We start from the raw sequence: 26,228 nt of genomic DNA, 5'->3' as shown, positions 1-26,228 counted from the left end.
CCTTTCTCCCGCGGAGCGGGGGAGAGGGCCGGGGAGAGGGGGCCTCTCCGCAGCGACGGCATCGTCCGTAACGCATGACCCCATGCCCCGCATGCAGTTGAAGCCCCGAACGGCGCCTGTGGGCGGCGTGTCGGGGCTTCCCGCGTTTCGAGCGGCGGATTCATCCGCTCAGGACAGACTGGGCGCGCCGGGAGCCGGGTTCACGCGCAACTCTTCGCGCCATCGGCGGATCACCCGGCGTCGCCCTCAGCGCGCGAGTTCAGCAGGCCGAGCTCCAGCGCGAGCCGCACGTAATCCGCCCGCTCCGTCGTGCCCAGCTTGGCGTTGATGCGCCGCCGGTACGTATCCGCCGTCTTGGCGCTGATGAACAGGCGCTCCCCGGCCTGCGAGGTGGAATACCCCTGCGCAATCAGCAGAAACACCGTCCGCTCCCGCTCGCTCAGCGAGTCGTAGCGCTGCCTGGTTTCATCCGCCGACGAGCTGCGCACCAGCTCCTCCGCCAGCACGGGAGCCGCCTCCGGCCGCACGAACCGCCGCCCCTCCGCCACCGTGCGCACCGCGGCGAGAAGGGTGGCGCTCGCCGCGCTTTTTACGACGTAGCCGAGCGCGCCCGCCTTGAGCAGCGGCACCAGGTATGCCTCCTCGTCGTGCATCGTGAGGGCGAGAACCGCGGCGGACGAGTTGCGGCGCGTGAGTTCGCGCGTGGCCGTCACCCCATCCATTCCCGTCATCGTCACGTCCATGATGACCACGTCGGGATGCAGCCTTTCCACCTGCTCCAGCGCCTCGGCGCCGTCGCTGGCCTCGCCCACGACCTCGATGTCCGGCGCCGCGCTCAGCAGGGCGCGCAGCCCCAGCCGCAGCACGCTGTGGTCGTCCGCGAGCAGTACGCGAATGGGTCCCGTCCGTGGCGCGCCCGGTGTGCCGCTCATGCCTTCTCCATCACGTTCGGAGCCACGGCGCGTACGGTGGTGCCGCGTCCGATCCCGCTCTCGATCCCCAGTTCCCCGTTCACCAGCACCAGCCGTTCCCGCATCACGAACAATCCCATCCCCGTGCGCGCCGATTCCGCGCGCGCCACGTCGAATCCGCCGCCGTCGTCGTGAATGGTGAGGCGGGCGCGGGTGTAATCCACCTCCAGCCGCACGGAAACCGTCTCCGGGCGCCCATGCCGCAGCGCGTTGCCAATGGCCTCCTGCGCCACGCGGTAGAGAACCGACGCCACCCGCGGCGAAAGCGGCGCGTGCACCCTCGCCTCCATCTCGCTGTGCACGCCCGTCTGCTCCAGCGTGCGCCGGGCCAGCACCTCCAGCGCCGTTTCCAGCGGCAGGTGCTCCAGCGCGCTGGGATGCACGCGATGCGACATCGTGCGCACTTCGCGCAGCGCATCCGTCACCACCTCGCGCATCACCCCGATGCGCTCGCGCAGCACCCCCTTGGGCGCATCGGGCCCCGTATCGTTCCACGTGGCCGTCAGCAGCATTTCCACCGCGCTCAGCGACTGCGCGGTGGAGTCGTGCAGCTCGCGGGCAAGACGCGCGCGCTCCGCGTCCGCCGCGCCGATGACCTGCGCGGTCAGGTAGCGCACCCGCGCCTGATCCGCCAGCAGCTGGTCAAGCAGCGAGTTGATGGTGGTGCCGATGCGGCTGACGTTGCGATCCGCCAAGCGGGAAAACGAAACGCGCGCGGCCAGGTCGCCCGCGGCCACGCGCCCGGCCGTCATCTCCAGCGTGCGCAGGGGAAGGAGCGACCAGTACACGAGCCCGGTGTTGAGCAGCAGCGTCACCAGCAGCGACGCAATCATGATCTCGTCCACGTACTGCGGGCTGGCGCCGCGCATCACCATGTACGCGACCACGTTGATGAGCACGTCGGTAACCACCAGCTTCTGCAGCAGGGGAATGCGCAGAAGTCCCCTTCCGCCCTTTGCCGGGGCGGAAGGGGACGCCGGGTCCCCGTGCGGGGCCGGGCCGGCGGCAGGCGCCGCCCCGGTCACGCGCGTGTCTGTGGATGGTACTCGGTCCGTTCCTGAATCCACCCGGTTTCCGTCTGCCGTGGTGCGGGCGGCGGGCCGTGCGCCCGCCGCCGTGGTGCTCATCCCGCGCGCAGCAGCACCGGCCCCGTCGTGGCGTCGGCCAGCGTGCCCGGGTGCAGGTCCGCGGTGCGGCCGCTCATGGTCACGCCAAGGTTGCGCAGCCGGCCTTCGTGCAGGCCGTAGACCAGGCCGTGAATGCGCAGCTCCGAGCCGCGCTCCCAGGCGTCCTGCACCAGCGGAATGCGGCTCAGGTTGTAAACCTGTTCGATCACGTTCAATTCCACCAGACGCCGCATGCGCGCCTCCTCGTCCAGTTCGTCCAGCTCCTTGGCGTACAGGCGGGCGGTGTTGCGCACGCCAGACAGCCAGTGCTCCACCTGCAGGGGCGCGCCGGAGCCCAGGGCCGCGCGCACGCCGCCGCACTCCTCGTGGCCGCAGACGATGATGTCCTTCACTCCCAGCGCTTCCACCGCGTACTGCACCACGGCGAGCAGGTTGGCGTCGGTGGCCATCACCTGGTTGGCCACGTTGCGGTGCACGAACAGCTCGCCCGGGCCGGTCTGCGTGAGCGTGTTCACCGGCACGCGCGCGTCGCTGCAGCCGATGTACAGGTAGTTGGGCTTGTGCTCCGCCGCGATGCGCCGGAAGTAGTCCGGGTCTTCCGCGGTGCAGTCCTCTACCCAGCGGCCGTTGCGTTCAATCAGGTTCTCGATCGACATGGTCATCCTCGGGAAGGAGAAAGTGCGTAAGTGCGTAAGTGCGTAAGTGGCGGGCCGCCGCACCGGGGCGGGCCAGGACGCGAACGCACTCCCGCACTCACGCACCCCGCACTTCCGCACTTCGTTTTTCAGTGCATGATCGCCATCGGCGCGCCGGGCACGCCCTTGAGCACCAGGTGCACGCCGCGGTTCTGCGCCGTTTCGCGGTAGTCGTGCAGCAGCTCCACCACGTCGTCGTCCAGGTGCTTGCAGCGGCTGGCGTCCACGGTCACGGTGGCGCCTTCCGGCAGGGTCTGCAGCGCGGTGCTGATCTGCGCCTTGTTCAGGAACGTCACCTCTTCCGCCAGTGTCAGGCGAATGCGGTGGTGGTCCTCAGACTCCGAGCGCTCGAACGAGTACGCGTTGCGCGCGCTGTCGCGCAGCAGAAAGAAGATGCCGATGGCCAGCCCCACCGCGATCCCGATCAGCAGGTCGGTCGCCAGAATGGCGATGACCGTAGCAAAGAAGGGAATGGCGTACTTGGGCCCGCGCTTCCACGCGTCCACGGCCTGCTTGGGGTGCGCCAGCTTGAAGCCGGTGTAGATCAGCACCGCCGCCAGCACCGCCAGTGGAATGTGGTTCAGCAGCATGGGCACGCTCGCCACGGCCACCACCAGCAGCACGCCGTGGATGAAGCTGCTGCGCCACGTGCGGCCGCCCGCGTCCACGTTGGCCGCGCTCCGCACGATCACGCCCGTCATGGGCAGGCCGCCCAGCAGGCCGCTCACCATGTTGCCCGTGCCCTGCGCCACCAGTTCGCGGTGTGGCGACGACGTGCGCTTCAGCGGGTCCAGCCGGTCCGTGGCTTCCAGGCTCAGCAGCGACTCCAGGCTGGCGACAATGGCCACGGTGATGGCCACCTTGTAGACCGCCGGGTTGCCCAGCGCGCTCCACTGGGGAAAGGTGAAGTACGTGGCCAGGTCCGAGAACGTCTGCGGCACCGGCAGGGTTACCATCGCCTCGGCCGGCAGCGCCCAGCCGGCCGACATCGTCCCCATCAGCCACGCGCCCACCGCGCCGAACACCACCACGGCCAGCGGCGCGGGAAGCATCTTGCGGAAGCGCGCGGGCATGATGGACGGCCAGAACGCCAGCAGGGCCAGCGACACCACCGTCAGCACGGCCGCGGCGGGCGCGATGGTGGACAGGTGATGCGCGATCTCGTCCAGCGGGCCGCCCATGCCGCCCGTTCCGGCTTCGGGCGTCTGCCCCTTCTTGCCAGCCAGCCCCAGCGCGTACGGCAGCTGCTTGATCACCAGGATCAGGCCGATGCCCACCAGCATTCCGCGAATGACGGACGACGGAAAGAAGTAGCCGATGACGCCCGCCTTGACGAAGCCCAGCCCCAGCTGAATGAGGCCGGCGAGCACCACGGCCACCAGAAACACCTGGTACGATCCGAGTTCAGTGAGCGCGGCCAGCACGATGGCGGTAAGGCCGGCGGCGGGGCCGCTGACCATGAGCTGCGATCCGCTCAGGCGCGACACCAGCAGGCCGCCCACGGCCCCGGTCACCAGCCCGGCGGCCAGCGGCGCGCCGGAGGCCAGCGCGATGCCCAGGCACAGCGGAAGGGCGACCAGAAAGACGACAAGGCCGGCGCCCAGGTCGTCGCGCCAGGTGCCGGGCTTGGGGCCCGGCCCGCTGCGCGGCTCCGACGCAGTGAGCTCCGCGCGGGGTTCAGGGTTCACGGTCTTGGGTGCGCGAACGGCTCGTTGCACGTTATCCATCTCCTTCAAGGGCGTACGCCGCGGATGCGCCGATGGGTGCGCACCTCTCACGAATGGCCAAAAAGATAGAGATGGCGCAGGGTCCTGTCTGTCGGACGCGGGCGCGACCTTTGTCAGAGCCGGTCGTACACGGCGCGTGCGAACGCCGCATCCCGCCACTTTTCTCCGGATATCCGGCCGTAGTCCCCTCGATCGATGCGGCCGGATCGCGCGTCAGGAGCAGCGGCACCCGGCGGAGCGGGGAAGCGCGACAACGAAAAGTCGCCCCGCGCTGAGCGTTCGGACCTGATGAGATGCTTGTCGCACGCTGCCGATCAGCATCGAACCGTCGATCCGGAAAGACTAACAACGCTGCGGCCCGTCGATGGACCGCCGTCCACGCCGGACGCCGCCCACGCGCTGAGGTCTCCCCCTCTCCCGCTTGCGGGAGAGGGGGCCGGGGGGTGAGGGCTGCCCGCCGCCGCGCCACACTCGCCGAAATGAACGGATCCTGCCCGCCCCCACACGTGCACGACAAAACGGCCGCCCCGCGAATCGCGGGGCGGCCGTCATCCATCCGATGGTGCGTGGCGGTCAGCGCGTGGGCGTCACCGCAAAGTCCGTCACCGCCACGTCCAGGTTGTGGTTCATCCGCAGCCCCACCACGCCGTCGGTGTTGGGCCCGGACGCGCGCGGGAACTCGGCCACCTGCGTGCCGTTGATGGCAAAGCGCACGTGCGTGGGCGTCGACATCACCGACAGCGCGTTGCTCGCCTGCCCCTGCGCGTCCACGGCGCGCACGGCGGGGTTGGCGGTCCAGTCCACCAGCGTGTGCGTTTCGGCGCCCGCGCGGTGCTTGATCATGTACTTGCCGTCCTGCCGCACGATGAAGTACAGGTAGTCCTGGTTCTCCGCCGTCAGGTTGCGCCCGCCGATGATCAGCCCGTAGCCCTCCGGATGCGCCGACGCCTTGTTCTGCCGGAAGGTGGCGCCCGCCGTGAACGCACCCGTCGCCGTGGTGGCGGGATTGTACAGGATGGCCGACGGCCCCGTCACCGCGTGAAAGCCGGTGCCCATCTGCATGAACATGATGTCCGCGGCGTTGGCGTTGGCCCGGTCCAGGCGCGCCGTCCATCCGGCGGGCATGGCGTGCGCGTGGCCGCCGGTGGCGGACTGCGTGTGGTCGTGGCCCTGGGCGGCGGCCGGGGTGGCGGCGGCCAGCAGAAGGGTGGTCAGCAGGATTCCGCGCATGGCGCTTCTCCGGTGAGTTTCTGTGGATGGGGATCGTGATCCTGAGACGGCCAAGATGGCGCCGGTCCGGGAATGGCGCAACGGGCCCGCGGCACCGGACCGCGCGCGAGGCCATCCCGTCGGGCGCCGTCCACCAGCACGGCTCCTGCGATCGTGTCCGGTGAGGAGATGATCATCACCCGTCGCCACGGCACCGGAATCGCCATCGCGCATCAAGGGAAGGATGCGCGAAACCGTGCCGGCGGCCGGCCGACGGGTCGATGTTCATCGGCCGGGCAGGGCGCCAACATTTCGCCCGGTTGCGGTGTATGGGTGCAGAGCCCCCTACAGGAACCAAGGAGACCCGTGAAATACACCCCGTTGTTGATCGTGGGGATGAGCTTGGCCGCGTGCGGTTCGGTGCCGCCGCCGGAGTCTGCCCCCGCGTCCGGCCCGCGGCGCGACGTCGTGGGAACGGGCGTGCCGTCCATTCCCGCGCTGCTCAGCCAGCGCGAGCGGCTGGCGCTGACCTCGCCGCAGGTGATTGCGCTGGATTCGGTTGCGCGCGAGTGGCGGATTGAGAACGACACCCTCGCCCGGCGCCTGCGCGGCGTGTGGGGCGACCGCCAGGATCCGCGCGCCCGGCAGGGAGAGCGCGAGCGGGAGATCGAGCGGGCGCGGCCCACGCTGCTGGCGCTGGTGGCCAACAACCGCCGCATGACTGGCGGCGTGGAAGCCATTCTGGATCCCGCGCAGCAGCTGATTGCCTGCGAGCTGCAGGCCGCCGAGCACGACGAGCGCCACGCCGGCGATGCGCGGCAAGGCAGAGGCGGCGCGCGCCGCCCGTCGGCCGCGGGCGCCGGACGCGTGAACTGGCCCTGGTGCGGCGTGGCGCGGCCGGACACCGTCTCGGCCCCTACGCGCTGACGGAGGCGGACAACCGAAAGAGCGTGCCCCGGCATCCGCCAGGGCACGCTCTTCTTTTCTGCCGATCCATCGCGCCCGATGACTCGCCGCCGCATGGCGTTCAGCGCGGCGCATCCAACGCCCAGAGGGGATTCACGCCGGACCTTCCGCCCCAGTCCGCGCAGGCGGACTTCGTGCTTTTCCAGCGGCGAATTCATTCGCTCCTGGATGGGCGGCCGCGCGAAAATCCGCCTTGCACGAGATGCTCTCCCCACAGTCCGCGCAGGCGGACTTCGCGCCGTTGTTGCCGCGACTTCAGTCGCCCCAGCCTACAGCGCCTCCCCTCGGCTCATCTACAGGAACCGGGCAGTTACTGCCCGCCGGATTGGTCGAAGTTCAGCATCCAGTGAATCCCGAACCGGTCCGTCAGCATGGCGAAGCGTGAGCCCCAGAACGAATCGTGCGGCGCCATCGTACCCTTTCCGCCATCGCCCAGCGTCTCGTACATCCGGTCCACCTCGTCCACGCTTTCCAGCACCAGGTTCAGCGTCACGCTGTTGCCCGCCGTGTAGTCCATCCCGGGCATGGTATCGGACGCCATCAGCGACGTGGCGCCGTTGGAGAGCGACGCGTGAATCAGCCGGTGCGCGGCCTCCGGCGGCGCACCGAAGTCGCCATCGCCAAAGGTCATCACGTTCAGTTCGCCGCCCAGGCAGCGCTGGTAGAACTCCATGGCCTCACGGCAGTTGCCGTCAAAGGTCAGGTACGGGGTGATGTCCTTCATCGGGCGGGCTCCGCGAGCAGAAGGGCGCGTACCCGGGCGTCGCGCAGGCAGAGCGCGCCCCAGATCATGACGGCCAGGTACACGGGAAAGAGCACGTGCGAAAACAGCGGATTGCCAACCCGCACGTGCGTGGCGATGGCGCCGCCCAGGTACGCGGTGAGCAGAACCGCGCCCAGCACCGCCGTCCTGGGCACCAGGTACAGCGCCAGGCAGGCCAGCAGAATCACCCCCAGCACCGGCGCCAGCCCCGCGGCAAATCCAAGCTGCTCCATCGCTTCCACCACCGGCGCGGGCTGAAACAGCTTCATCGTGCCGTCCATCAGCAGAAACAGCACGGGGATGATGAACAGCACGCGCCCCGCCCACAGCGCGCCGCGCGACCGGCCGGCGGCGGAAGAGGAGAGCACCGTGTCGTGGGGAATGGCCTGCGTAGTCATGCGTCTCCGTGGTGGCGGGTCGGGGAGGGTACGGCGGGAAAAGTGGCGTGCCCGGGATCAGGCGGCCAGTGTGTCGAGGTAATCGCAGAGCGCCTCGCCGGCGCGCACCATCAGCACCTCGTCGCGCGAGTACTTGCCGGTGCCCCAGATCCCCATCTGCGCCACCACGATGAGCGCCGCCGCGTCCGCGGGGTCGGCCCAGGCGCGCACGGTGCCGCGCCGGGCGCCATCCGCCAGCGCGGTTGCGAACGCTGTACGCCACGTGGCGTACAGCCGGTCGATCCGGGAACGGAACCCCTCGTCCAGCGGCGACATCTCCTGCGCCAGGTTGTTCAGCGGGCACCCGTTGAGCCACGAACCGCTGCCGATGTCCTCGCGGATGTAGCGGCGGAACGCGGTCTTGAGGTCCCGGATGGGATCGTCGGAATCGTGCACGGCCGCGATCCAGCGGTTCATCAGCAGCGGTTGGATGATCTCGTCCACCACAGCGTAGCCAAGCTCCTGCTTGCCCGCGAAGTGGTGGAACAGCGCGCCCTTGGTGACGCCCGCGGCCTCCACGATGTGGTTCAGGCTGCCGCCCTGGAATCCGTTGCGGTAGAACTCCGCAAAGGCCGCCGCCAGAATCTGCTGGCGCGTGGCGTCGCTGCTGCGCCGGGGAGTCGTCTGCGTCATGCACCAACGCTACAGACCAGTCGGTATGTCTGTCAAGGACGGCTCGTAATTGATTGTGCGGCATGTGGCGATGCACCGCGCCGGATGACGCCGCCAGCCATCAGCGCGCGGGAGGAGGCGTGGCGGGAGCGGGCTCGGCGGGAGCGGGTTCCGCGGCGGCGGTGCCGGCGGGCGCTTCGCCCTGGCGGATTTCGGTGACGACGCCGCCGCGCTCCACCAGCGCGGATACGCGCAGGTATCTGGCCGTGGCCACGATGGGCGCGTACGGATCATCTTCCAGCAGCGGCGCCGTCACCGTCCACTCGCGCACGATCCACGACCCGCCGGGGAGCCGTTCGAACCGCAGCACGCCGCCCAGCCGGTTCACCGGCCCGGTGTACGGAAGGTTGGTGAAGCGGTACTCCACGTGGCGCAGTTCCGCCGAGGCGCGGTCCAGCCACAGCACCCCGTGCACGTCCGGCCGCACGCGCCCGCGCAGCGGCATGAACTCCAGCCCCACCATCCCCGGCCGCTCCGCCCCGCCGTCCGCCACGCTGAAGCAGTGATGCTGCACGAAGGCGTCGCTCAGAATCGCCTGCGCGTCGATCCCCTGAAAGATGGTGGAATCGCGCAGAAAGACGACGTATCCCTCGTCCGCCAGCTCCTCGCCGGACCGCGAGTGGAACGGCCGGCCCCGCGCTGTCGCCATCCACTCCTGCGTGCGCACCGGGGTTCGGTTGTTCAGCCGCAGCTGGCTGCGGTGCAGGCGGGAAACGAACGTCAGCCCTTCCCGCTCGCCCGTCAGCGCCGCCGAGGCCACCACCTTGCGCGCCTCTTCCCACAGCACCTGCGCCTCGGGCCCGCGCCGCACGTCGCCCTGGCAGGCGCGTGCGCGGCCGGTGGCGGTGATGGCGGCCAGCATCACCCGGCGCGATCCGGCGCGCAGTTCGTGGCGCACCGTCTCGCCGTCCGCCAGGCGGATGGGCGGTGACGGGGTGGATTGAAAGCCCACGCGCTCCGCCGCCACGGTGTACGTCCCCGCCGCCTGCGCCCGGATGACGTACTCGCCCGATTCGTCCGCCAGCGAGCGGCGCTCCGATCCATCTTCGCCGCGCAGCAGCACCATGGCACCGGGCACGGGCTCTCCCGTCGCGGGGTCCACCACGCGGCCGGTGACCGTCTGCGCCCGCGCGGCGCCCCCGCACACGATGGCGGCGAAGAACAGGATGCGGATCGGGACGGCGGTGCGTTGCATCGATCAGAGCAATCGGGAAAGGGCAGGGAAGGCGGATGATAGACGACACCGGCCGGGCGTGCATGCCGGACTGGATGACCCGCCGTAGACGATCGCGATCAGGCCCGTCATCCGCAGTCGGCGGACGGTGCTCATCATCAACCGATGTTGATGACGACAATCGCGGCTGGTCTCATCATCCACCCCGCCCGACGGTTATCATCCGTCCCCGGTATTGAACGCGAAAGGCGGAGAACGTGGATTCGTTCTCCGCCTCGGGTTCGCGGCGAGCGGATCAGCGCTGGCCGGTGTTGGCGGGAGCCGGATCCGTGTCGCCTTCCGCCGTGGCGCCGGGAACGCCGCCCGTCCCCCGGATCTCCACCACCCAGCCGCCGTGCTCCACCAGGCCGCGCACTCGGGGGCGCCGCAGCTCGCCGGTCAGCGGAATCGTGGGGTCCAGAAAGGGCGCGTTCACGATCCAGTCGCGCACGATCCATCCGCCGTTCGGCAGCCGCTCAAACCGCAGCCGCCCGCCCAGCCGCTCCACCGGGCCGCGGTACGGAAGGTTGGTGAACCGGTACTCCACCAGCCGCAGCTCGGCGGAGGCGCGGTCCAGCCACAGCACGCCGTGAACGTCCGGCTCGCGCGTCCTGCGCAGCGGCATGAACTCCAGCCCCACCATCTCCGGCTTGTCCGCCTCGGCCTCCGCCACGCTGAAGCAGTGATGCTGCACGAACGCGTCGCTCAGAATGGCCCGCGCGTCGATGCCCTGGAACGTCGCGGAATCCCGGTCGAAGGTGACGTAGCCGCGCGCCAGCAGCTGCTCCGCCGTCAGTGACGTAAACGGCTTCCCCGCGGCGATGATGGTCCAGTTCTCGGACTGCGTGGGCCTGGAATTGTCGAGGCGCCTGAAGCGGCGGTGCAGGCGGGTGACAAAGGTGAGCTCCTCCTGCTGCTGCGTCAGCGCGGCGGAGGCGACCACCTTGCGCGCTTCCTCCCACAGCAGCTGCGCCTCGGGTCCGCGCCGCACGTCGCCCTCGCAGCGGCGTGCGCGGCCGGTGGCGGTAATGGCGTCCAGCACCACGCGACGGACGCCCGCGGTCAGCGGATGGGTCACCGTCTGCCCGTCGGCCAGAACGATGGGCGCGGACGGCGTGGACTGGTAGCCCACGCGCTCGGCGGAAACGGTGTAGGTGCCGGCCCGCCGCGCCCGGATGGTGTACGCGCCCGCCGAGTCGGCCAGCGCCCGCTGCTCCATGCCGTCTTCCCCGCGCAGCAGAACCATGGCGCCGGGCACCGTTTCGCCCGTTTCGGGATCGACAACGCGGCCGGTGAGGGTCTGCGCCTGCGCGGCCGCGGCGCCGAACAGTCCGGCGGCCATCAGGAGTGCGTGGGCCAGGGTGCGGGTGCGTTGCATGGCGGGCTCGGGGATGCTGGATGGATGGCGCGCCCTCAGCGGAGGCGTGGCATGCGGGCCCGTGTGGATCGGTTCCGGCCAGTCGTGCGGATGCGCGGCGTCGGATCGCGGGGACGTCCGGAACGTGGCGCGTTCAGGACGAGGCGTTCGGGGGCACGACGCACTCGGCGCGGAACGCGTCCAGCTGCACGCGCTTGCCGGTGAAGAGGGAGAAGCGGTTGGACACCACGACATGGTAGCGGCCCACCTTCATCCGTTCGCGCAGCGCGTACGCGGCGGTCTTCTTGACCCCGATCAGCGGCAGAAATTCGCGGCTGTTCTCAAAGTTCGCCAGCCCGTCGTCATCCACGATGAACAGGTCCACGTCGCGGTTGCCGCCCTCCAGCCCGGCCAGGTGCCCCGTGACCGTGCAGACGCGCTCCGCGGGAAGGTAGAACTGGAACGCGACGTACTGGCCGGCGTCCAGGTCCAGCGTCTGCGACCGCACCAGGTTCAGGTGGATGGGCGGCGGCGGACGACGCGGCGCGGCCCTGGGTGCACGCGCGGGAGCGGCGGCGCGCACGGGGCTCGCCACGAAGCCGGCCATCAGCGACGCCGCGGACTGCTGCACCGCGGGAAGCTGCCCCATCCCGAACCCGCCGCCCACGCCGCCCAGCAGGATGGCCGCGACCAGCGCCGCCGTGTTCACCACGGACCGCCGCTCGCGCGCCGGCTTCGCGGGACGCGCCGCGAACGCGCGACCCGCCACGGCCGGCGCACCGGCGGAGGCCGGCGCATGCAACGGCGTCGATGCAGACGCCTGCGCGGTCACCGGCTCGGCGGCGAGCGCGAGGGAAGCGGGCGGGGTGTCAGCGAGAGCGGGCGAGGCGGAGGCCAGCGACTGTCCGCAGAAGCGGCACAGCACGGCGGCGTCCTGAATCTCTTCCGCGCAGAACGGGCACGACTTCATGATCGGCGCTGCGAACGAGGATGCCGGATCAACCATCCGACTCAGGACAGTAAACCCGGGCGCGGAGAAGGGGAAGGGGAAAGGGATGATCGTCAGAATCTGTGAGGTTCGAGCCTGACCTGTGTTTGAGGTTTCTACATAGTCGGGCGAAGCTACCGGCCCTCGACGCCCATACTACTCCCAAGAGATTTAGAAACTCGCACATTGCTTGCGCCACGAAGGAAAGCGCGCTACTCTGGCGTGTCCACGCCAGTTCGATACGGTCTACGCTTGGACTTCGCTTCGCCCGTAGCTCACGAAATCAGCCAGGGCAACATCCCCCTCTTAATCAGTATTCCACGATGATTACCTTCGACGAACTGTCGCCATCTTCTCTGTTGGTGGACGTTCGGAATGCGCGGCTGCGTGATTCGCAGCCGAGCCAGCAAGCTGCGATTCTCGCCCTAGCTCGCCAGCAGGGCGCAAAGTTGTTGGAACTTGCTAAAAGCATCTCTGCAGGGCGTCTGGATCCGCTTTCGCCGTTGGCTGTGGTCCGGACGGCTGAAGGCGCGAACGAATACATCGTTCTCGAAGGTAACCGTCGGATCGTCACTCTGAAGGCTCTCGAGACTCCTGCGCTTGTCACCCCCGCCTTCGATGCGAAAGGTCAGCGCGAACTTCAGATCCTTGCTCAAAAGTATGCCGTCCATCCCATCACTTCTATCCGTTGCGCCGTCTTCGACACAGAGGATGAGGCAGTGGAGTGGATTTTCCTTCGTCATGATGGACAGAGCGGGGGGAAAGGTTTAGTCGAGTGGGGTGCTGACGAGAAGGACCGCTTTCGCGCAAGACACGGCAGCCAGGAACGGTCGCCTGCTGGTCAAATCATCGATTTTGTAGATAGCGAAGGTCTCTTGAGCCAGTCTGCACAGACTTCGACCAAGGGGATCATCAGCAATCTACAGAGAATGCTGACCAGCAAGCCGATCCGGGATGTATTGGGTATCGAGGTTCAGGGTGGGAAAGTGGTCATGCACTTCCCGAAGGAGGAAGTTGCGAAGTCGCTGACGCGAGTTGTCGAGGAACTACGGACGGATGCCACAAACGTCGGCCACATCTACAATGCTAAGAAACGGGCTGAGTATGCATCGAACTTCGAATCTCTTGCCCGGCCCGATCCATCAATGCGATTAGCGGCACCCGCACCTCTCGGGGCCGACACTGGGGTAAAGCCGGGCACAAAGCCTAAGCCTGGGGCGAAGACGAAGCCACCGCGACCGCTGATTCCTCGGGATGCCCTTATTCCGAGCGATTGTCGGCTCAATATTAGCCCGACTCGAATCAACTTGATCTATCACGAGTTGCTTCGCCTGAAGGTGGCCGACTTTGCGAACGCCTGTTCGGTTTTGTTGCGTGTGTTTGTGGAACTTAGCGTGGACGAGTACATCAAAGCTCAGGCAGTCGTACTCTCTGCCAAACCCGGAGATATCAATCTCGCCTACAAGATCAAAGCGGTTGCCGCTCACCTCCATGGGCTAGGCAAGATCGACAAAGGTCTGGTATCCGCGATGAAGAAGGCCGCTGACGGTTCGCGGGAGCTTGCGGCTTCTACGGTTACGTTCAATCAGTATGTACATAGTCCGTATGTGCATCCCCAACCTGTTGACCTTCGCTCCGCATGGGATGAGCTACAGCCCTTTATGGAAGCGATCTGGCCCTGAGAACAGAACCTCATGACTAGTACCGACCACACTAAGGGGCCGCCTCGCAAGCGAGCGCGGCCCGCCAACCTCGACCATTTCCCTTCGCCTCTACGTTATCCAGGAGGCAAAGGAAAGGTGGCCAACTACGTCAAACTTCTCTTCCTCTCGAATGAGATGGTTGGCTACGACTACGCAGAGCCGTATGCTGGTGGAGCCAGCGTAGCACTCTCGTTACTCTTCGAACAGTACGCCTCGCGGGTGCATATCAATGACTTGAATCCCAGTGTGTTCGCATTCTGGAATGCTGTGTTGCACGATACGGACTCTCTTTGTGCAAGGATCCGCGACGTCGCAGTCACGGTTGATGAATGGCACCGACAAAAAGCCGTTCAGCAAGCAACTGACCCCGAGCAACTAGATCTCGCGGTTTCCACATTCTTCTTGAATCGGACCAACCGCTCTGGGATCATTGAGGGCGGCATAATCGGGGGAAAAAACCAAACTGGAAACTGGAAGCTTGATGCGCGTTTCAACAAGGATGATCTGATCCGCCGCATCTCAAAGATCGCCCGGCAGAGTGAGCGCATAACACTTACCCGACGTGACGCTGCGTGTTACTTGCGTGACGTGGTACCGACTCTCCCCCGATCGACGTTCTTGTACCTCGACCCCCCGTACTTTGTGAAGGGTCGTGGCCTTTACCAGAACTTTTATGACCCGGACGATCACGCAGAAATTTCTGCCGCTATGGATCATGTAGAACGACCGTGGCTCGTGTCGTACGATGCTGCTCCGGAGATCATTCGTCTTTACGGGCGTCACTCTCTTCTGACATACGGCCTTTCCTATAGCGCAGCCGACCGATATAGCGGGGCTGAAGTGATGTTCTTCAGTCGCGGGTTGATCCGACCTGATGTAGATAGTCCAGCCAAGGTTAAGTCACGCGTCGTGAGCAAGTTGCGCATGAGTCTCCTGACGTAGTCATTCGTCAGGGTGCCCAAGCAAGAAGCCCCGGCGAGCATAACGCTCGCCGGGGCTTTCGTCCTTGCGGATGGTGCGCGGATCAGTCTGCGGCGACGGTCTCGCGCGTGCCGGCGGGGGCGCCGGGGAAGCCGTCGTCGGCGTAGCGGTACACGGGGCCCAGCGGCTCGCCGTCGCGTTCCATGGTGCCCTTGTAGCGCATGTGATCCTCGTGCACGCCAAAGTTGGTGCGCTGCAGCTCGGCGATGCGAGACAGGTCCTCGGCCGTCAGCTCCGGCAGGTCCGAGGCGGCCGCGAACTCCTCCAGCTGCTCCACGTTGTAGATGTTGGGCAGCGTCGTCACCACCGCCGGCGAGGCCAGCAGCCACTTGAGCGCCGCCTGCCCGATGGTCATCCCGCGGCCCTCGTGCAGCCAGCGCAGCGATTCCAGCTTCTGCAGCCCGTTGATGAGCCACGAGCGCGGACGGTGCCGCCGGTGGTCGTTCTTGGCGAACTCGGTTTCCGGCGTGTAGCGGCCCTCCAGCATCCCCGACGAGTGCGTCACGCGCACCTGGATGCCGGTGACGCCCGTGGCCTCGGCTGCCTGCGTCAGGATCTGCCCGGGAAACGGCTCAAGGATGTTGTTGATGAGCTGCAGGCTGCGCACGCGCCGCTCGCGGATCAGGTCCAGCCCCTCGAACAGGTAGCCGTTGGACGGCCCCAAGGCGCCGCCCCACGAGCGGATCTTGCCCTCGTCCTGCAGCCGCTGGAACGTTTCCCAGATCCCGTCGTCGGGAACGTGGTCTTCCTTGACGTTGTGGAAGGCGAGCACGTCGATCACGTCCGTGCCCAGCCGCTTCAGCTGCTCCTCCACCGCGAACCGGATGAACGCCGGATCGGGGTTGTGCGGAATTTCCTGCTGCCCGCGGCGGACGTCGGGGTTGTTGTAGAAGTCGTAGCCCACCTTGGCGCTCAGCGTCACCTCGCCGCGGCGGTCGGCGAACGCACGGGCCAGCAGCGAGTCCGCGCGGCCGTTGCCGTACGTGTCGGCCGTGTCGTACAGGGTGATGCCCAGGTCGAACGCGCGGTGCAGCAGCGCCACGGCCTCGTCATCCGTAAAGTCTCCCCACCAGCCCGCGGCCAGCGTCCAGACGCCGAACCCCACTTCCGACGCGCGGATGTCGGTTCCCGGATAGGTACGATACTTCATGCAGCCTCCATCGGCGCAGGGCCGAGTTGATCATCTGTGAAAACCGTGCACGCCGCCACGCGTCGCGCGCGTGGGGAGAGTAGCCCGCGCGGCGGAGTGGAGCAAGTCGGCGGGGTTCTCATCCGGTGTAAGGGTTTGGATGACGGGCCCGTTCCCCCGGATCAGGCCGGCATGAGCGCGCCGGGGAACACCTCCAGCCAGGAACGGATCAGCGGCGAGAGCGCCACGCCGCGCCCGGTGGCGGGCGCGTCCAGAATGCCCCGCGCCTCGAGCCGCGCCGCCGCCTCGTGCGCGGACGCGTACGTGGCGCCGGTCGCCCGGGCGATGGCGGCAATTGTCCGCGGCTCATCCAGCACGGCGCGGACGATCTCCGCATCCAGCCCCGCGCCCAGCAGCGCGCGCACGCGAAGCTCGGGGCAGTGCGCCAGAATCCACCGCACCGGCCGCACCGCGTCCGTCTTGAGCGTCACGTCCGTGTTCCACAATCCCCATCGCACGAACGCCGGGTGCGATTCGTCCCGCGCCGCGTCCCGGAGCACCGCGTTTCGCTCGATGCGGTCAAACAGCGGACGCGGCTCGGCCAGCGGAGTGCAATTGCGCATGGCCGCTTCCAGCCGCGGCGTCTGGCCCACGAGATTCGCCACGGACAGCATCGCGCCGGCGGCCGCCGAAGCCAGTCCGGACAGCGTTTCCAGCTCGCGCCCCAGCCGCCGTGCGTTCACCAGGTGATGGTGCACGCCGATCCACGTCGCGCTCACGAAGAAGAGACGATGGTCCTGCGCGGCCGCCTGCGCGGATTCCGCCACCAGACGCTCCACATCCACCGGCTCCGCCGCGGGAGCGACCGAGAATCCGCCGCCGATCCGTGCCCACTGGGAGGAGAGCCTGTCGCGCGATTCGTACATCGAACTGCTCATCGATCCGGTGATTGCGGATCGGGGAGACCCGCGGTCTCACCCTGATCCAGGTACAGCGACATTCGCAGCGCGCGGTCCGGAAAGAGCGCGGCGATCCGCCCCATCTGGCCCCGCACGAAGGCGACTTCCTCCGCGGTCGGCCCGAGTTCATCCAGGTCGTCCAGGTCCACGGCTCGGAGGGACAAGAACTTCATGACCAGCAGGTCCAGCCGGCCCAGCCGCCGCACGCGCAGCCTTCCAAAGGTACCCACGTCCTCCAGCCGGTCCCGGAAGTCGGGCGGCAGCACGCCGGCCCACGCTTTCACGCCGTCGTTCAGCCATCCAGGCGCAAGATCCAGTTCCTCGGCGACGGCGGCGATGTGGCGCTTGAGATCGGCGAGGCGCGGGTCCGCGTGAATCACGTCGCCGTCGCTGGTGCCACGGTCGATGTAGCCGCCCAGGACCAGCGCCGATCCGCCGGCGAGTACGATTTCGCAATCGTCCGGGCACCGGCCGCCCAGCCGCTCGAGCGCGATTTCCAGGTCAGTTCGATTCATGGATCGAAGTATATGCTTTTTCCATCGAAAAACAACGGCCGGAAACAGAACAGCCGCCCGATGGGGGCGGCTGTTCAGGACTTCGTCGCGACGGCCCGCTCAGCAGTGGCTGCTCATCGCGAAGCCTTGCTGCGCGTCCACCAGTGGGGCGCGGTAGTCGCCCGTGAAGCAGGCGGTGCAGTACGTTTCGCCCTCGTCCGCCACGCACTCCAGCATCCCGTCCGGCGACAGGTAGCCCAGCGAGTCCACGCCCAGAAAGGCGCGGATCTCCTCCACCGTCTTGTCGGAGGCGATCAGCTCCTCGCGGGTGGGCATGTCGATGCCGTAGAAGCAGGGCCAGCGCACCGGCGGCGAGGCCAGGCGCAGGTGCACCTGCGTGGCGCCCGCCTCGCGCAGCATGTTCACCAGCGCGCGGCTGGTGGTTCCGCGCACCAGCGAGTCGTCCACCACCACCACGCGCTTGCCGCTCAGCACCTCGCGCACGGGGCTGAACTTCATCCGCACCTTGAAGTCGCGCCCGGCCTGCGTGGGGGTGATGAAGGTGCGCCCCACGTAGTGATTGCGAATCAACCCCAGCTCGAACGGGATGCCGCTCTGCTCGCTGTATCCCACCGCGGCCGAGTTGGCGCTGTCGGGAACGGAGATGACGATGTCGCCTGGCGCCCCCTGCTCCTGCGCCAGCCGCCGCCCAAAGGCACGCCGCGCGCGGTCCACCGTGTAGCCCCACAGCTGCGTGTCCGGCCGGGCGAAGTAGACGAGTTCAAAGATGCAGGGCTGCGACTCGGCCACCATCTGCGGTAGCCGGCTCACCGTTTCAATCTCGCCGCCGCGGATGCGGATGAACTCGCCCGGCTCCACGTCGCGCACGTAGCGCGCGCCCGCGATGTCCAGCGCGCACGTCTCGCTGGCCAGCATGAGCCCGCCGCCGGGGAGCGCGCCGATCACCAGCGGGCGGTAGCCGTACGGATCGCGCGCCGCATACAGCGTGTCGCCCACGGTGATGAGCACGCAGTACGCGCCCTCCAGCTGCGACAGCGCCTCGGTGATCTGCTCGTCGGGGGTGGCGCCGCGGGAACGGGCGATCAGGTGGACGATCGCTTCGCTGTCGATGGTGCTCTGGAACAGCGCGCCCTGGTTGAAGAGCTGGTCGCGGAGGAGGTTGGCGTTGGTGAGGTTGCCGTTGTGCACCAGGGCGATGGGGCCGCCGCGGTAGCTTTCGCGGATGGGCTGCGCGTTCTTGAGCCCCGCGCCGCCCGCCGTGGAGTAGCGGATGTGCGCCACCGCCACGTCGCCGGGGAGTTCGGCGATGTCCTTGGCCTGGATGGCGTCGGACACCAGGCCGGGCTTGCGCACGCGGTGGCTCTGGCCGGTGGCGCGGTCGAACGATGCGATGCCCGCGGCTTCCTGCCCGCGGTGCTGAAGGGAGTACAGGCCCAGAAAGCAGAGCTGAGCGGCCTCGGAGTTCCCGGATACCGCGACGATTCCACACATCGGCTTCTTCTCGGTGCTTTTTGCGGACGGCACGGCGCGAGGTGCGCGGCCGTGTTCCGGAGAGTGCCCGTACCCCGGGCGGCGTTCGTGGTGCGGCGTGTTAACGCGCCAGACGGTATTCGGCGCGGCTGGCCGGCTTTCACGGCGGCCCCCACCCGGTCCGGCCCCACCGGCCCATCCTCCCCCAAAAAAGACTGGGGGAGGGTTGGGCGTGGCGGATGTTTCGGCGTGTGAGGCGGAATTCGTCGCGTGAGCGAAGCCTCCTGAGCGAATGAATCCGCCGCTCAAACAGCGGGAACCTCCGGCACCGGCCGCTCGCGCGTCCGGTTCGGGGCTTCAACCGCATGGACCCGCGAAAACGCTGCCCGCCCAGTCCGCGCAGGCGGACTTCGTGTCGTTCGAGGCGCGGTTTCAACCGCCGGGCGATCGCAGCAGCCGCGCACCGAACCCGCCACCGCCCCGAACGGCTCCCCCTCTCCCGCGGAGCGGGTGGAGGGGGCTGGGGGGAGGGGGCCCTCTCCGCCGCGCCACACCCTCCGGAACGAGATGAGTTGCCGTTCTCCCCTCTCCGTGCGCCTATCTGCACGGTTGAGAAGCCCCCTACTCCATCCCGTTCTGCACCATGCTCTCCAGCGACGTTTCCACGTCCGCCGGAGTCCCGTCCATCCGCCGCGGAATGGCGCGCTCGTAGATCTCGGCCAGCTCGCCGGCCGCGGCCTCCACCGTTCCCGCCGCGGTGCGGATGGCAAAGGTGCCGAACGGCGCGCCCACGGTGCCGATGCGCTTGGCCGGCACGCCGTGCTCGGCCGCCAGCGCCAGCACCGCGTCCACCCCGTCCGCCGCGCAGCTCACCACGACGCGCCCCTGCGCCTCGCCAAAGAGCAGCGCGTTGCCGGGCAGTTCGTCATCCAGTTCCACGTCCATGCCCAGCGGCGCGGCGGGGTTGGCGATGGCGCATTCCGCCAGGGCCACGGCCAGGCCGCCTTCCGCGGTGTCGTGCGCCGAGCGGATCATGTCGCCCGCGATCAGCGCGAGGACGGCGGTGCGCAGCGCATTCTCGCCGTCCAGGCTCACCGCGGGCGCGTCGCCGGCCACGCGGCCGTGCACCACCTTCAGGTACTCGCTCCCGCCCAGCTCATCCGTGTTGGCGCCGAGAAGGACGATCGCGTCGCCCTCGCCGCGGAACGGCGCCGTCATCACGTGGTCGATGTTGTCGATCACCCCCACCATCCCGATCGTGGGCGTGGGGTAGATGGCGCCCAGCGGGTTCTCGTTGTACAGGCTCACGTTGCCGCCGGTGATGGGCGTCTGAAAGGCGGTGCACGCCTCCCCGATGCCGCGCAGCGACTCGCTGAGCTGATAGTAGACTTCGGGCTTGAGCGGATTGCCGAAGTTCAGGTTGTCCGTCACCGCGCGGGGCAGGGCGCCGCTGCACGCCAGATTGCGCGCCGCCTCGGCCACGGCGATCTGGCCGCCGCGGTGCGGATTCAGATACACGTAGCGGCTGTTGCAGTCCACCGTGGCCGCGATGCCGCGGTTGGTGCCGCGCAGGCGCAGGACCGCCGCGTCGCTGCCCGGCCCCACCACGGTGTTCGTCCGCACGGTGCTGTCGTACTGCTCGTAGACCCAGCGCTTGCTGGCGATGGTCGGCGAATCCAGCAGCGCGCGCAGCGTCCACGTGGGGTCCGCCTCTTCCGCGCGCGGCGCGATGGCGCGCACGTCCTCCGCACGCAGCGCGGCGATCTCGGCGGATTCCACGCCCTCGCGCGTGTACGTGGGGCAGGCGTCCACCAGCGGCTCGCCGGGGATGTCGACGACCACGACACCGTTTTCGCGGATCACGTAGCGTCCCGTGTCCGTCACGTGGCCGATCACTTCCGCATCCAGATCCCAGCGGCCCAGGATCGCCCGAACGTCCTCTTCACGCCCTTCGTGAGCGACGACGAGCATGCGCTCCTGCGTTTCGCTCAGCAGGATCTCGTACGGCGTCATGCCGCGCTCGCGGACGGGGACGGTGGTGATCTCGATGTCCACGCCCGTGCCGCCGCGCGCCGCCATCTCGGTGCTGGAGGAGACGAGCCCCGCCGCGCCCATGTCCTGAATGCCGACGATGTGGCCGGAGCGGATGAGCTCCAGCGACGCTTCCAGGAGAAGCTTTTCCGTGAACGGATCGCCCACCTGCACCATCGGGCGCTTGGCCTCGCTCTCCTCGCTCAGCTCCGCGCTGGCGAAGGTGGCGCCGTGAATGCCGTCGCGCCCCGTCTTGGATCCCACGGCCATGATGGGATTGCCCACGCCGGATGCCACGCCGCGGATCAGTTCATCCGTCTTCATCAACCCGATGGCCATGGCGTTCACCAGCGGATTGCCCTCGTACGCCGCGTCGAAGTACACCTCGCCGCCGACCGTGGGGATGCCGACGCAGTTGCCGTAATCGCCGATCCCCTTCACGACACCGCCCACCAGGTAGCGCACCCGGTCGCCCTCCGCGCCGTCGATCTCGCCGAAGCGCAGCGAATTGAGCACGGCGATCGGCCGCGCGCCCATGGTGAAGACGTCGCGCAGAATGCCGCCCACCCCCGTCGCGGCGCCCTGGTACGGCTCCACGGCGCTGGGATGATTGTGCGATTCGATCTTGAAGGCGACCGCGAGACCGTCGCCCACGTCGATGACGCCGGCGTTTTCACCGGGGCCCTGAAGCACCCAGGGCGCGGTCGTGGGCAGCTTGCGAAGGAGGGGGCGGCTGTTCTTGTAACCGCAGTGCTCCGACCACATCGCGCTGAACACGCCCAGTTCGGTGTAGCTGGGCTCGCGGCCCAGGATGTCGAGGATCAGCTTGTATTCGTATTCGCTGATCCCGTGCTCGGCCACCAGTTCGGGGGTGATGGCCGGGTCTCCGGGGCGGGGCGTTACGGGCACGTCGGTCTCCAGCGAGAGTTGGGTAAGGCTGCGCGTCAGGGCGTACGGTTGATCGGCTGCGCGGGCGTGGCCGGCGCGGTCGTCGTGCGTCCGCCGGTCGATGGATTGCCGGTCGTCCCAGAAGTGCCGGTCGCCGCGGGACTGGCCGCGGCCGGCGTGGTGGTCGTCGGAGTCACCGCGGGCGTGGGCACCACCGTGGGCGAGGCGACCGCGGGCTGCGACGTGGCCTGAATGATCTGCAGGCGCTCGGCGACGGCCGGGTCCACGCCGCGCTCTTCCGCGTTGCGGCGGGAGGCGCGTTCGATGGAGGTTTCCTCGTTGGCCTGGTCCGCCGCGCGGCGGCGGGCGGCGCGGTCGATGGAGCTTTCCTCGTTGGCCCGGTCTTCCTGCAGGCGCTGGTTGGCCCGGTCGATGGAAGTCGGCTCGCCGGCGGGCGCTGTCGTCACGCCGCCCGCTGGCGCGGTGTTGGTGGCGCGCGCGCGGGGAAAGACGGTGGTGCCGTCCGATACGCCGCCCGTGGCGTTCTGCCCCGCCGTGCCGCCGATGACGATCGTGGGCGCCTCGCCGGGACGGGCTTCGCGGGCGCGCACGCCGCTTTCCGCCGCAGTCGGCGCGTCGCCGGGGGTGATGACCGTTTCCGGCCGCGGCGCGTTGCCGGGCACGTTGATCACCTCGGTGCGCGCGGGGGGCGGTCCATCCACCCGCACGCCGCCAACGACCGCGCGGCCGCCGGTTGCGGGAACGCTGACCGCGCCGTTCTGGTCCGCGCCGCCGGCCTGCTCCAGCGCGTCATCCGCGCGGGGCCCGGCGATGGTGCGGCGGCGGGTGCGGAGTACGGCGGCCACCACGCGGTCGTCGCGAAAGAAGACGACGTCGTCGGAGCCGCAGCGCACGGCGCACCCGTTGAGGTAGTACCAGTACGTCCACACGCCGGACTCGCGCGTGGTGGCCGGCGCGCCGAACGCGGCGCGCACCTGGTCCGCCGTCATCCCGCGCGAAATCACGGCCTGCGCCTGTGCCGGCGCCGCGGCCACCACGGCCGCCAGCAGGGCGAGGCTGAGCGAGAATCGCTTGGTCGTCATCCGACACCTCCGTGAAAGGAAAGTGCTCAGGGAACAGAAGTGCCCAGGTACAAGTGCCCAGGATGAGGCGTACCGTGGGGCTCGCAACCGGCCTTCTCCCCCACCCATGTCATCCTGAGGAGGCGCCAACCGCGTTGTCCGCGTGGCCGAACCATGGCGCCGACGAAGGATCTGGCCTGCGACAAGCCAACTCCGCCGCACGCGCCGCACCCGCCCCCACAGTCCGCGAAGGCGGACTTCGTGCCTGTCCAGCGGCGAATTCATTCGCTCCTGGCTGGCGGACGCGCGGTGCTCACCGAAATGAACCGATGCCTGCCCCTTCAGTTCCTCTGGGCACTTCAGTTCATCCCGCACCCGGCCCTTCCGTTCATCTCCCCGCCAGATGCCCCGCGATCGACGTAAACAGCCCGATCCCGTCCGTGGCGCCCAGCAGCGGATCCACCGCGCGCTCCGGGTGGGGCATCATCCCCAGCACGTTTCCGGCCGCATTCACGATGCCCGCGATGTTGCGCGCGCTGCCGTTGGGGTTCGCGTCCGCGACCACGTTGCCGTCCGCGTCGCAGTAGCGGAACGCCACGCGCCTCTCCGCCTCCAGCTCATCCAGCGTGCGGTCGTCCGCGGTGTAGCAGCCTTCGCCGTGGGCGATGGGCACGCGCAGCACCTGGCCCACGGTGTAGTCCGTGGCGAACGGGGGCTCGGCGCGCTCCACGCGCAGGTACACCGGGCGCGAGCGGAACTTGAGCGAGCGGTTGCGGATCAGCGCGCCGGGCAGCAGCCCGCTTTCGCACAGGATCTGAAAGCCGTTGCAGATGCCCGCCACCGGACCGCCCGCTTCGGCGAACGCGATCACCTCGCGCATGATGGGGCTCTTTGCGGCGATGGCGCCGCAGCGCAGGTAGTCGCCGTAGCTGAAGCCGCCTGGCAGAAAGATGGCGTCCACCCCCTGCAGGTCGTGCTCCTTGTGCCACAGGTACACCGTCTCCGCGTCCAGCACCTCCCGCGACGCGCGATAGCAGTCGTAGTCGCAGTTGCTGCCGGGAAAGGTGACGACGCCGATCTTCACGACGCGCTCCCCGCCGCCACGGTGACGGCAAAGTCCTCCGTCACCGGGTTGGCCAGCAGCTGGCGGCACATGGCGTCCACCCGCTCGCGTGCTTCCGCCTCGTTGCCGGCCTGCAGGCCGAACACGATCAGCCGGCCCACGTGCACCTCGTCCACCCCGCTGAACCCCAGCGACGCCAGCGCGCCGCCCACGGCCTTGCCCTGCGGGTCCAGAATGCCGCGCCGGGGCGTCACCCGAACCTCGATCCGGTAATCCGTCACGCTCTTCCCTCGCCGTCAGAAGGTGCCCCGTCGCGCATGCCGCGGCGAAGGCGGATGTCTTCGTAGTCCAGTTCCCGCGCTTCCTGCTCCTCCGGGTCCTCGTCTTCCAGCGGGTCGCCCTCCGGCAGCCGGTCCTGGAACCCGGCAAAGACCGAACGGATGAGCCCCCAGGTGATGTAGACGATGGAGAAGGGGAAGAAGAAGTACTCCGGATGGGTGAATGCCGACACCAGCGCCGCCACCATCATGAAGATGGAGAAGCGGCCGCCCCAGGTGCGGATGCTGAAGCGCGGCACCACCGGGTACAGGACGTTGCTCACCATCAGCACGCCCACGAACAGCATCAGAAAGCCGGCCGTGCGCGGAACGGGAACGTGCGGCAGAAAGCGCTCCCAGAACGCGGTCTGCGTAAAGGCGTAGTACGTCGCCAGGCACGCGCCGGCCGTGGGGGAGGGAAGTCCGTGAAACGCGGACTTGGCCGTTCCCGCCTGTTCGATGTTGAAGCGCGCCAGCCGGAACACGGCCGCCACGATGTACAGAAACGAGAGGATCCAGCTCCACTCGCCGCCCGTGTCCAGAAAGGCGAAGTAGGCGATGAGCGCCGGCGCCACGCCGAAGCTGATGGCGTCCACCAGCGAGTCCAGCTCTTCGCCGAACGCGCTCCCCGTGGCGGTGAAGCGGGCGATGCGGCCGTCCAGCAGGTCCATGATGGCCGCGCCCACGATCATCCACCCCGCCTCGGCGAACTGCCCGCGGCTGGCATGGATGATGGCCCAGATCCCCAGGAACAGGTTGCCCAGGGTAAAGGCGCTGGGGAGGATGACCACCCCGCGGCGCAGCCGGCGGCGCCGGGATGTCGGCTGGGGGGCGTTCACGTGCGATCGGGGTCGGTAAGGGGAAAGTCGTCCAGCGCCACGCCGGTGATGCGGCGGAAGGCGTCCTGGTAGCGGCGCGACGTTTCGGCCACCACCTCGGGGGGCAGCGCCGGGCCGGGGGGCGACTTGTTCCACGCGCCGGCGCGCTCCAGCTCCTCCAGCCAGTCGCGCAGCGGCTGCTTGTCCAGCGACGGCTGGCCGCGGCCGGGCTCGTAGCGGTCCGCGGGCCAGAAGCGGGACGAGTCCGGCGTAAGCACCTCGTCCATCACGCGGATGGAGCCGTCGGTGTCCGTGCCGAACTCGAACTTGGTGTCCGCGATGATGATTCCCGCCTCCGCCGCCACGTCGCGTCCCCGCGCGTACAGCGCCAGCGAGGCTTCGCGCAGCCGGTCCGCCTGCTCCGCGCCCACGATTTCCGCCATCCGGCTGAGCGGAATGTTTTCGTCGTGGCCGGTTTCGGCCTTGGTGGCGGGGCTGAAGACGGGCGGGTCCAGCCGGTCGCTTTCGCGCAGCCCGGCGGGGAGCGGTTCGCCGGCCAGGGTGCCGGTTTCGCGGTACTCCTTCCACGCGCTGCCGCTCAGGTAGCCGCGGACCACGCATTCCACGGGAAAGGGCGTCAGCCGGCGGACCAGCATGGAGCGGCGCGCCCACGACTCCCGGTGCGGCGCCAGCGCGGGGTAGCGCGCGGCGATGGCGTCGGGGTCGATGCTGAGGACGTGGTTGGGCACCAGGCCGGCGGTGCGGGCGAACCACCAGGCGGAGATCAGGGTGAGCACCTCGCCCTTCCGGGGGACCGGATCGGGCATGACGACGTCGAACGCGCTCACCCGGTCGGTGGCCACCATCAGCAGCGCGTCGCCCAGGTCGTACACGTCGCGGACCTTGCCGCGCACGAGCAGCGGAAAGGGAAGGTCGGTGCTGACCAGCGTGGCAGTCAGGGTCGGCGCTCCATCGAAAGTAAAGGCTGGGAAAGCGGGAAAACTACACGTCTCCCCTGTGCGCGGCAACCAGCGCGCCCGCGCCGTTACGCGGGCGCGGAGGCGCGGTGCTGAGAAAGGGATGGCGGAGGGCTGACGGTGGACGGCGGGGTCATGGATCGTCGCGGGCCGCCGGCCGGGGCCCTCAC

At 68.6% G+C, this 26,228-nt stretch carries 24 protein-coding genes; 3 read left to right on the top strand and 21 right to left on the bottom strand.

Annotated features, from left to right (window positions below; translation table 11 throughout):
* Positions 1–230 precede the first annotated feature (230 nt).
* From HNQ61_RS07565 to HNQ61_RS07545, 5 genes are all read right to left on the bottom strand, one after another.
* The gene (locus HNQ61_RS07565; RefSeq protein WP_170039485.1) at positions 231–932 is read right to left on the bottom strand and encodes a response regulator transcription factor; all 702 of its coding nucleotides are present in this window, start codon (positions 930–932) and stop codon (positions 231–233) included.
* Entirely contained in the window at positions 929–1,996 is a 1,068-nt protein-coding gene (locus tag HNQ61_RS07560) for a histidine kinase (RefSeq protein WP_183685569.1), read from the bottom strand. The genes HNQ61_RS07565 and HNQ61_RS07560 overlap by 4 nt, the downstream gene beginning before the upstream one ends.
* Positions 1,997–2,094: 98 nt before the next feature.
* Positions 2,095–2,754, bottom strand: a complete 660-nt coding sequence (locus HNQ61_RS07555) for a carbonic anhydrase (protein WP_170039479.1) — start codon at positions 2,752–2,754, stop codon at positions 2,095–2,097.
* 128 nt (positions 2,755–2,882) lie between these two features.
* Positions 2,883–4,481: a SulP family inorganic anion transporter gene (locus HNQ61_RS07550; RefSeq protein ID WP_170039476.1), complete on the bottom strand. Its 1,599-nt coding sequence runs from the start codon at positions 4,479–4,481 to the stop codon at positions 2,883–2,885.
* Positions 4,482–5,093: 612 nt separating this feature from the next.
* Positions 5,094–5,750, bottom strand: a complete 657-nt coding sequence (locus HNQ61_RS07545) for a hypothetical protein (protein WP_170039473.1) — start codon at positions 5,748–5,750, stop codon at positions 5,094–5,096.
* Between the two features lie 345 nt (positions 5,751–6,095).
* Here HNQ61_RS07545 and HNQ61_RS07540 point away from each other — a divergent pair, with 345 nt between their 5' ends.
* Positions 6,096–6,656, top strand: coding sequence for a hypothetical protein (locus HNQ61_RS07540; RefSeq protein ID WP_170039470.1), 561 nt, complete (start codon positions 6,096–6,098; stop codon positions 6,654–6,656).
* A 349-nt stretch (positions 6,657–7,005) separates the two neighbouring features.
* On the opposite strand, the gene HNQ61_RS07535 is transcribed toward HNQ61_RS07540, so the two are convergent.
* The 6 genes from HNQ61_RS07535 to HNQ61_RS07510 all read right to left on the bottom strand — a co-directional run bounded on the left by HNQ61_RS07535 (position 7,006) and on the right by HNQ61_RS07510 (position 12,107).
* Positions 7,006–7,419, bottom strand: a complete 414-nt coding sequence (locus tag HNQ61_RS07535) for a VOC family protein (RefSeq protein ID WP_170039467.1) — start codon at positions 7,417–7,419, stop codon at positions 7,006–7,008.
* Positions 7,416–7,856 (bottom strand): DoxX family protein, encoded by a 441-nt coding sequence (locus HNQ61_RS07530; RefSeq protein ID WP_170039464.1) that lies wholly within the window; start codon positions 7,854–7,856, stop codon positions 7,416–7,418. Before HNQ61_RS07530 ends, HNQ61_RS07535 begins: the two co-directional genes overlap by 4 nt.
* A gap of 57 nt (positions 7,857–7,913) precedes the next feature.
* Positions 7,914–8,528 (bottom strand): TetR/AcrR family transcriptional regulator, encoded by a 615-nt coding sequence (locus HNQ61_RS07525; RefSeq protein ID WP_170039461.1) that lies wholly within the window; start codon positions 8,526–8,528, stop codon positions 7,914–7,916.
* A gap of 100 nt (positions 8,529–8,628) precedes the next feature.
* On the bottom strand, positions 8,629–9,762 hold the full coding sequence (locus HNQ61_RS07520) for a carboxypeptidase-like regulatory domain-containing protein (protein ID WP_170039458.1): 1,134 nt from the start codon (positions 9,760–9,762) through the stop codon (positions 8,629–8,631).
* A gap of 274 nt (positions 9,763–10,036) precedes the next feature.
* Positions 10,037–11,158, bottom strand: coding sequence for a carboxypeptidase-like regulatory domain-containing protein (locus HNQ61_RS07515; RefSeq protein WP_170039456.1), 1,122 nt, complete (start codon positions 11,156–11,158; stop codon positions 10,037–10,039).
* Positions 11,159–11,291: 133 nt separating this feature from the next.
* The gene (locus HNQ61_RS07510) at positions 11,292–12,107 is read right to left on the bottom strand and encodes a p24 family protein (protein ID WP_170039454.1); all 816 of its coding nucleotides are present in this window, start codon (positions 12,105–12,107) and stop codon (positions 11,292–11,294) included.
* A 341-nt stretch (positions 12,108–12,448) separates the two neighbouring features.
* Between HNQ61_RS07510 and HNQ61_RS07505 the strand changes: the two genes are divergently transcribed.
* On the top strand, positions 12,449–13,807 hold the full coding sequence (locus HNQ61_RS07505; RefSeq protein WP_170039452.1) for a hypothetical protein: 1,359 nt from the start codon (positions 12,449–12,451) through the stop codon (positions 13,805–13,807).
* A 12-nt stretch (positions 13,808–13,819) separates the two neighbouring features.
* Positions 13,820–14,770 carry a DNA adenine methylase gene (locus tag HNQ61_RS07500; protein WP_170039450.1) on the top strand — a complete coding sequence of 317 codons (951 nt, stop codon included), beginning with the start codon at positions 13,820–13,822 and terminating at the stop codon, positions 14,768–14,770.
* A gap of 82 nt (positions 14,771–14,852) precedes the next feature.
* Here HNQ61_RS07500 and HNQ61_RS07495 read toward each other — a convergent pair whose 3' ends face one another.
* From HNQ61_RS07495 to HNQ61_RS07450, 10 genes are all read right to left on the bottom strand, one after another.
* Entirely contained in the window at positions 14,853–15,959 is a 1,107-nt protein-coding gene (locus HNQ61_RS07495) for an aldo/keto reductase (protein WP_170039448.1), read from the bottom strand.
* 161 nt (positions 15,960–16,120) lie between these two features.
* Positions 16,121–16,876: a hypothetical protein gene (locus HNQ61_RS07490; protein WP_170039446.1), complete on the bottom strand. Its 756-nt coding sequence runs from the start codon at positions 16,874–16,876 to the stop codon at positions 16,121–16,123.
* On the bottom strand, positions 16,873–17,412 hold the full coding sequence (locus HNQ61_RS07485) for a DUF6036 family nucleotidyltransferase (RefSeq protein WP_170039444.1): 540 nt from the start codon (positions 17,410–17,412) through the stop codon (positions 16,873–16,875). The genes HNQ61_RS07490 and HNQ61_RS07485 overlap by 4 nt, the downstream gene beginning before the upstream one ends.
* Positions 17,413–17,511: 99 nt before the next feature.
* A complete protein-coding gene (purF, locus tag HNQ61_RS07480) occupies positions 17,512–18,903 on the bottom strand; it encodes an amidophosphoribosyltransferase (RefSeq protein ID WP_170039437.1) in 1,392 nt (463 codons plus the stop codon).
* Between the two features lie 600 nt (positions 18,904–19,503).
* Entirely contained in the window at positions 19,504–21,822 is a 2,319-nt protein-coding gene (purL, locus tag HNQ61_RS07475; RefSeq protein WP_170039435.1) for a phosphoribosylformylglycinamidine synthase subunit PurL, read from the bottom strand.
* Between the two features lie 35 nt (positions 21,823–21,857).
* Positions 21,858–22,904 (bottom strand): hypothetical protein, encoded by a 1,047-nt coding sequence (locus tag HNQ61_RS07470; protein WP_170039433.1) that lies wholly within the window; start codon positions 22,902–22,904, stop codon positions 21,858–21,860.
* Between the two features lie 367 nt (positions 22,905–23,271).
* Positions 23,272–23,967 (bottom strand): phosphoribosylformylglycinamidine synthase subunit PurQ, encoded by a 696-nt coding sequence (gene purQ, locus HNQ61_RS07465; protein WP_170039431.1) that lies wholly within the window; start codon positions 23,965–23,967, stop codon positions 23,272–23,274.
* A complete protein-coding gene (gene purS, locus HNQ61_RS07460) occupies positions 23,964–24,227 on the bottom strand; it encodes a phosphoribosylformylglycinamidine synthase subunit PurS (RefSeq protein ID WP_170039429.1) in 264 nt (87 codons plus the stop codon). Before purS ends, purQ begins: the two co-directional genes overlap by 4 nt.
* Positions 24,224–25,102, bottom strand: a complete 879-nt coding sequence (gene pssA / locus HNQ61_RS07455) for a CDP-diacylglycerol--serine O-phosphatidyltransferase (RefSeq protein ID WP_170039427.1) — start codon at positions 25,100–25,102, stop codon at positions 24,224–24,226. The genes purS and pssA overlap by 4 nt, the downstream gene beginning before the upstream one ends.
* Complete coding sequence (locus HNQ61_RS07450; RefSeq protein WP_170040486.1) at positions 25,099–26,040, bottom strand: phosphoribosylaminoimidazolesuccinocarboxamide synthase; 942 nt, start codon at positions 26,038–26,040, stop codon at positions 25,099–25,101. Before HNQ61_RS07450 ends, pssA begins: the two co-directional genes overlap by 4 nt.
* Positions 26,041–26,228 lie beyond the last annotated feature (188 nt).

The sequence above is a fragment of the Longimicrobium terrae genome, from assembly GCF_014202995.1.
GTDB classification, from domain to species: Bacteria; Gemmatimonadota; Gemmatimonadetes; order Longimicrobiales; family Longimicrobiaceae; genus Longimicrobium; species Longimicrobium terrae.
This window is presented reverse-complemented; position numbering and strand designations above follow the sequence as displayed.

What these genes read in the sequence shown, in the direction of transcription:
- HNQ61_RS07565 (WP_170039485.1), bottom strand. Translation starts at nt 932, where the DNA reads ATGAGCGGCACACCGGGCGCGCCACGGACGGGACCCATTCGCGTACTG.
- HNQ61_RS07535 (WP_170039467.1), bottom strand. Translation starts at nt 7,419, where the DNA reads ATGAAGGACATCACCCCGTACCTGACCTTTGACGGCAACTGCCGTGAG.
- HNQ61_RS07490 (WP_170039446.1), bottom strand. Translation starts at nt 16,876, where the DNA reads ATGAGCAGTTCGATGTACGAATCGCGCGACAGGCTCTCCTCCCAGTGG.
- HNQ61_RS07555 (WP_170039479.1), bottom strand. Translation starts at nt 2,754, where the DNA reads ATGTCGATCGAGAACCTGATTGAACGCAACGGCCGCTGGGTAGAGGAC.
- HNQ61_RS07470 (WP_170039433.1), bottom strand. Translation starts at nt 22,904, where the DNA reads ATGACGACCAAGCGATTCTCGCTCAGCCTCGCCCTGCTGGCGGCCGTG.
- HNQ61_RS07505 (WP_170039452.1), top strand. Translation starts at nt 12,449, where the DNA reads ATGATTACCTTCGACGAACTGTCGCCATCTTCTCTGTTGGTGGACGTT.
- HNQ61_RS07500 (WP_170039450.1), top strand. Translation starts at nt 13,820, where the DNA reads ATGACTAGTACCGACCACACTAAGGGGCCGCCTCGCAAGCGAGCGCGG.
- HNQ61_RS07520 (WP_170039458.1), bottom strand. Translation starts at nt 9,762, where the DNA reads ATGCAACGCACCGCCGTCCCGATCCGCATCCTGTTCTTCGCCGCCATC.
- HNQ61_RS07495 (WP_170039448.1), bottom strand. Translation starts at nt 15,959, where the DNA reads ATGAAGTATCGTACCTATCCGGGAACCGACATCCGCGCGTCGGAAGTG.
- HNQ61_RS07510 (WP_170039454.1), bottom strand. Translation starts at nt 12,107, where the DNA reads ATGAAGTCGTGCCCGTTCTGCGCGGAAGAGATTCAGGACGCCGCCGTG.
- HNQ61_RS07545 (WP_170039473.1), bottom strand. Translation starts at nt 5,750, where the DNA reads ATGCGCGGAATCCTGCTGACCACCCTTCTGCTGGCCGCCGCCACCCCG.
- HNQ61_RS07515 (WP_170039456.1), bottom strand. Translation starts at nt 11,158, where the DNA reads ATGCAACGCACCCGCACCCTGGCCCACGCACTCCTGATGGCCGCCGGA.
- purF (WP_170039437.1), bottom strand. Translation starts at nt 18,903, where the DNA reads ATGTGTGGAATCGTCGCGGTATCCGGGAACTCCGAGGCCGCTCAGCTC.
- HNQ61_RS07525 (WP_170039461.1), bottom strand. Translation starts at nt 8,528, where the DNA reads ATGACGCAGACGACTCCCCGGCGCAGCAGCGACGCCACGCGCCAGCAG.
- HNQ61_RS07530 (WP_170039464.1), bottom strand. Translation starts at nt 7,856, where the DNA reads ATGACTACGCAGGCCATTCCCCACGACACGGTGCTCTCCTCTTCCGCC.
- HNQ61_RS07485 (WP_170039444.1), bottom strand. Translation starts at nt 17,412, where the DNA reads ATGAATCGAACTGACCTGGAAATCGCGCTCGAGCGGCTGGGCGGCCGG.